This is a genomic window from Nostoc sp. UCD121 (genome assembly GCF_014222285.1).
Taxonomy (GTDB): domain Bacteria; phylum Cyanobacteriota; class Cyanobacteriia; order Cyanobacteriales; family Nostocaceae; genus Nostoc.
Genome location: NZ_JACKZS010000356.1, coordinates 1 through 4,487, shown reverse-complemented (window position 1 = coordinate 4,487; position 4,487 = coordinate 1). Strand labels below are relative to the sequence as shown.

The following is a 4,487-nucleotide window of genomic DNA, read 5'->3' as shown; positions in this document are numbered from 1 at the left end:
GCTCCCTGCCCCCTGCCCCCTGCCTCCTGCCTCCTGCCCACTGCCTCCTGCCTCCTGCCTCTTCTTCACGGTGATAACCGCTCAATTTTCCAAGTGCCATTATCTAAACGGCTATAGAGCAAGCGATCGTGTAAGCGGCTAGAGCGTCCTTGCCAAAACTCAATTTCTGTAGGGATCACTCGTAAGCCTCCCCAATGAGGTGGTCGGGGGATCTCTTGATTTTCGTATTTGCTATTAAACTCCTGCATACGTCGCTCTAAAACTTCTCGACTTTCTATCACCTCGCTTTGATTAGATACCCACGCACCCAGGCGACTGTTAGGAGGGCGAGTATCAAAATACTGGTCGGATTCAGTTTCAGAAACTTTCTCTACATACCCACAAATCCGAACTTGACGTTCTAGTTCTGCCCACCAAAAGACTAAAGCCGCCAGAGGATTTTCTGCCAGTTCTTGTCCTTTGCGGCTGTTGTAGTTGGTGAAGAAAGCAAAGCCCCGTTCATCGAAATCCTTCAGTAGCACCATTCTGGCTGAGGGCTTACCGTCGGGTGTGACGGTAGCAAGAGTCATCGCATTTGGTTCGGGGAGTTGACCTGCTAAAGCCTGATCGAACCATTTTTTAAATTGGATAAAAGGATTGAGGTCTACCTCGATTTCGCTTAAACCTTCCAAGGTGTAGTCTTTGCGGAGGTCAGCTACGGTTTTGTCCATTTTGATTTACTTCCTTGCTATCAGATACGCTTATACATATCTTTGTTAAAAATATCTATGATGATAATCAGTACCATCAAGAATTTTACAAATTCTTTCAGGAATATCTTAAGATAGGTTGCATAAAATGCGCCGTTCGGCCTCCCTTCAACGCCTGTTAATTTATGGTCTGAGCGGTCCAATTATCGCTCTTAATGTCTGGCTACTATCCGTGCTTTTTCGGTACTTCCAGCATCCCATTACCGTCTTGAGCATTGGGGCAATTTTAGCTTTTCTACTAAATTACCCAGTTAAGTTCTTTGAACGTGCCCGAATTACGCGCACTCAGGCAGTAATCATAGTTTTACTAGCAACATTAACCCTGTTTGGGATTCTAGGTGTCACCCTAGTGCCGTTGATTATTGACCAAACAATCCAGTTGTTAAATAAGATCCCTGATTGGTTAGGCGCTAGTCAAGCAAACTTAGAGCAATTTGAGATGCTGGCAAAACAACGACGTTTGCCGATTGATCTCAGGGTTGTAAGCAGTCAAATCAATGCCAACATTCAGAATTTGGTGCAACAGCTAGCTTCTGGGGCAGTGGGATTTGCTGGGACACTTTTATCAGGCTTATTTGACGTAGTGTTAGTCATTGTGCTGGCATTTTATATGCTTTTATATGGCGATCGCGTCTGGTATGGTCTGGTCAATCTTTTGCCTTCTAATATTGGAGAGCCTCTTACCGCATCCTTACGCCTAAATTTCCAGAACTTCTTCCTTAGTCAGTTGTTGCTAGGGCTATTCATGATGCTAACCCTGACACCAATTTTCTTAGTTATGAAGGTTCCCTTTGCCCTGTTGTTTGCCATATTAATTGGGATTTCAGAACTCATTCCCTTTATTGGGGCATCTCTTGGCATTGGTCTAGTGACGCTTTTAGTGCTACTGCAAAATTGGTGGTTAGCAGTTCAAGTTGCGATCGCGGCAATTCTTATGCAACAGCTTAAAGATAACTTGTTAGCTCCCAGGTTACTCGGCAACTTTATCGGACTGAATCCCATTTGGATTTTTGTAGCTATTCTGATGGGATTTGAGATTGCTGGGCTGTTAGGAACGCTTGTTGCTGTTCCCATTGCTGGTACTATTAAAGGCACTTTCGATGCGATCAAGAGCGGTAAACCGAGTAATTTTGTATCAACTGTCACCATTGCTCATGACCAACCTCCAGATTGATAGGGGAGGGGCAGGAGGGCAGGGGACAAGGGGACAAGAGGTGAGAACTTGAAACAAGTCTTTCCCCTTGTCCCCAATTCCCAATTCCCAATGCCCAATTCTCAATTCCCAATATCAAAAGTTGCACATTCCGATCTCACAATTCACAATGGTGATTGATTACAAATTTCAGAGGATACTGGCAGCAGGCAATTCCTGATTAAAAGAAGCACAAGCGAATGTATTAAGTACACGCTTTGCCAAGAGTCAATGAATTTACTGTTGAATTTACAGTCTTTCGATTCTTAATTAATTAACTATAGAACCCGTTGATGGAAGCTTCCGAGCTATTAGAAACAATCACACTCCTGATTTACCAAGCTGAACAGGGAGAAATTGACCCTTGGGATGTCCAAGTAATTGAGGTGATTGACCGTTACTTAGAACTGATGGCACCGGAGTCAATAGGAAGAGGCTATGAAGCGGATTTGTCTCAATCTGGACAGGCATTTTTATCAGCATCAATGCTGGTATTATTCAAAGCAAATACATTGATGCAATTGTCAACAGTAAGTGATATCCAGGATGGTGTATTAGATGATGCGATGTTGGAAGATGAAGACGGAATATCACATCATGGTCATCGTCTACCATTAGAACGGCAATTGCGTCGTCGTCCATCGGCAATGCCACCACCAAAGCGCCGGGTGACTCTGCAAGAGTTAATCAAGCAATTGCAGATTATGGCAAACCAGCTAAAACTAGTAGAAAAAGTCAGCAAACCTATTCGTCCCAGACGTTTGCCTAGCGTCCAAAGTATGCGGGAGGCACTGGAGTTAGCTCACCAAGAAAATCTGACAGAAGTAGCTGGAGAACTCGAACAAGTCTTGAATTTATCGGCCAGAGAGCTAAATTCAGAACAAAATTGGTTGAATTTAGAACAACTTGTAGAATTGTGGACTCAGACAAAGCTTTTCAAGCAAAATGGATCTGGACATGAGTCTAAACACAGTCATTTAGTTAGCGTTTTCTGGGCGCTACTACTACTTTCGGCTCAATCGAAAGTAGAGCTATTTCAAGAGGAGTTTTACAATGAGATTAAAATTCGGCTAATTACAGATTCAGCTAAGACCAGTAAACCTTTTGAGCAGTCGATGAACTAAGAAAGCGAAAAGTAGCCCTACAGATAATTTACAGATTTTTGATTCAATCTCAAAATCCGAGTAAATTGAAAAGATAAGCGATCGCTTGTCATCTAAGTATATAGATGGTTGCAATAACCACTAAATTCCTGTTATCCCTGTTTTGGGGATGACTTAGAGCAGAAATAAAAACTGATGATTAAGTATCACTCGATGAAAGTAAACTGGCTTGTGGTTGAGGAATAAATTTTTATGAAAGCGATGATTCTCGCGGCTGGCAAGGGTACTCGCGTGCGTCCGATTACCTATACAATTCCTAAACCAATGATTCCCATCCTGCAAAAGCCAGTGATGGAGTTTTTGCTGGAACTGTTACGCCAACATGGATTTGACCAAATTATGGTCAATGTCAGTCATTTGGCTGAGGAAATAGAAAATTATTTCCGTGATGGTCAACGGTTTGGGGTGCAGATTGCCTATTCCTTTGAAGGCAAAATTGATGATGACGGTAAACTGGTAGGGGAAGCAATCGGTTCTGCTGGAGGGATGCGCCGCATTCAAGACTTCTCACCGTTTTTTGATGATACCTTTGTGGTGTTGTGCGGTGATGCTTTGATTGACTTAGATTTAACTGAGGCGGTTAAATGGCATAGAGCTAAAGGGGCGATCGCTACTATTATTACAAAATCTGTTCCCCAGGAAGAAGTTTCGAGCTATGGTGTGGTGGTAACAGATGAAGAGGGGCGTGTTAAAGCTTTCCAAGAAAAACCTTCAACTGAAGAAGCCCTCAGCACCAACATCAACACAGGTATTTACATCTTTGAACCAGAGGTTTTTAACTATATTCCCTCTGATGTGGAATATGACATTGGTAGCCAATTGTTCCCCAAATTAGTGGAAATCAAAGCCCCCTTCTACGCCATCCCTATGGATTTTGAATGGGTAGATATTGGTAAAGTTCCAGACTATTGGCGGGCGATTCGTGGTGTGTTGCTGGGTGAAATCAAAAATGTGCAAATCCCCGGTCATGAAGTCGCCCCTGGTATTTATACTGGCTTAAATGTAGCCGTGAATTGGGACAAAGTGGATATCACAGGCCCAGTTTACATCGGCGGGATGACAAGAATAGAAGACGGAGCGAAAATTGTCGGCCCAGCGATGATTGGCCCCAATTGTTGGATATGCAGTGGCGCAACAGTAGAAAATAGCGTGATTTTTGAATGGTCGCGCCTGGGGCCAGGAGTCAGGTTAGTAGATAAGCTAGTGTTTGGACGTTATTGTGTAGATAAAACTGGGGCCGCTATAGATGTCCAAGCGGCCGCTTTAGATTGGCTAATTACCGATGCTCGTCAGACACCGCCATCTCATACCCCTGTTGAGCGACAAGCGATAGAGGAATTGTTGGGGACAAACGTAATTTAGGGAATGGGAATGGGGAAGAGG

General features: G+C 43.6%; 4 protein-coding genes. 3 read left to right on the top strand and 1 reads right to left on the bottom strand.

The window, feature by feature from the left end; all coding sequences use genetic code 11:
* Window positions 1-65: 65 nt before the first annotated feature.
* Window positions 66-710 carry a pyridoxamine 5'-phosphate oxidase gene (gene pdxH, locus GNF10_RS35395; protein ID WP_185581380.1) on the bottom strand — a complete coding sequence of 215 codons (645 nt, stop codon included), beginning with the start codon at window positions 708-710 and terminating at the stop codon, window positions 66-68.
* A gap of 127 nt (window positions 711-837) precedes the next feature.
* Between pdxH and GNF10_RS35390 the strand changes: the two genes are divergently transcribed.
* From GNF10_RS35390 to GNF10_RS35380, 3 genes are all read left to right on the top strand, one after another.
* Window positions 838-1,923, top strand: coding sequence for an AI-2E family transporter (locus tag GNF10_RS35390; protein WP_185581381.1), 1,086 nt, complete (start codon window positions 838-840; stop codon window positions 1,921-1,923).
* A 311-nt stretch (window positions 1,924-2,234) separates the two neighbouring features.
* Window positions 2,235-3,065 carry a segregation/condensation protein A gene (locus GNF10_RS35385; RefSeq protein ID WP_185581382.1) on the top strand — a complete coding sequence of 277 codons (831 nt, stop codon included), beginning with the start codon at window positions 2,235-2,237 and terminating at the stop codon, window positions 3,063-3,065.
* Window positions 3,066-3,296: 231 nt separating this feature from the next.
* Window positions 3,297-4,466 (top strand): sugar phosphate nucleotidyltransferase, encoded by a 1,170-nt coding sequence (locus GNF10_RS35380; RefSeq protein WP_114084284.1) that lies wholly within the window; start codon window positions 3,297-3,299, stop codon window positions 4,464-4,466.
* Window positions 4,467-4,487: the final 21 nt, after the last annotated feature.

Excerpts from the sequence above, each read along its gene's own strand:
- pdxH (WP_185581380.1), bottom strand. The coding sequence starts at position 710 with ATGGACAAAACCGTAGCTGACCTCCGCAAAGACTACACCTTGGAAGGT.
- GNF10_RS35390 (WP_185581381.1), top strand. The coding sequence starts at position 838 with ATGCGCCGTTCGGCCTCCCTTCAACGCCTGTTAATTTATGGTCTGAGC.
- GNF10_RS35385 (WP_185581382.1), top strand. The coding sequence starts at position 2,235 with ATGGAAGCTTCCGAGCTATTAGAAACAATCACACTCCTGATTTACCAA.
- GNF10_RS35380 (WP_114084284.1), top strand. The coding sequence starts at position 3,297 with ATGAAAGCGATGATTCTCGCGGCTGGCAAGGGTACTCGCGTGCGTCCG.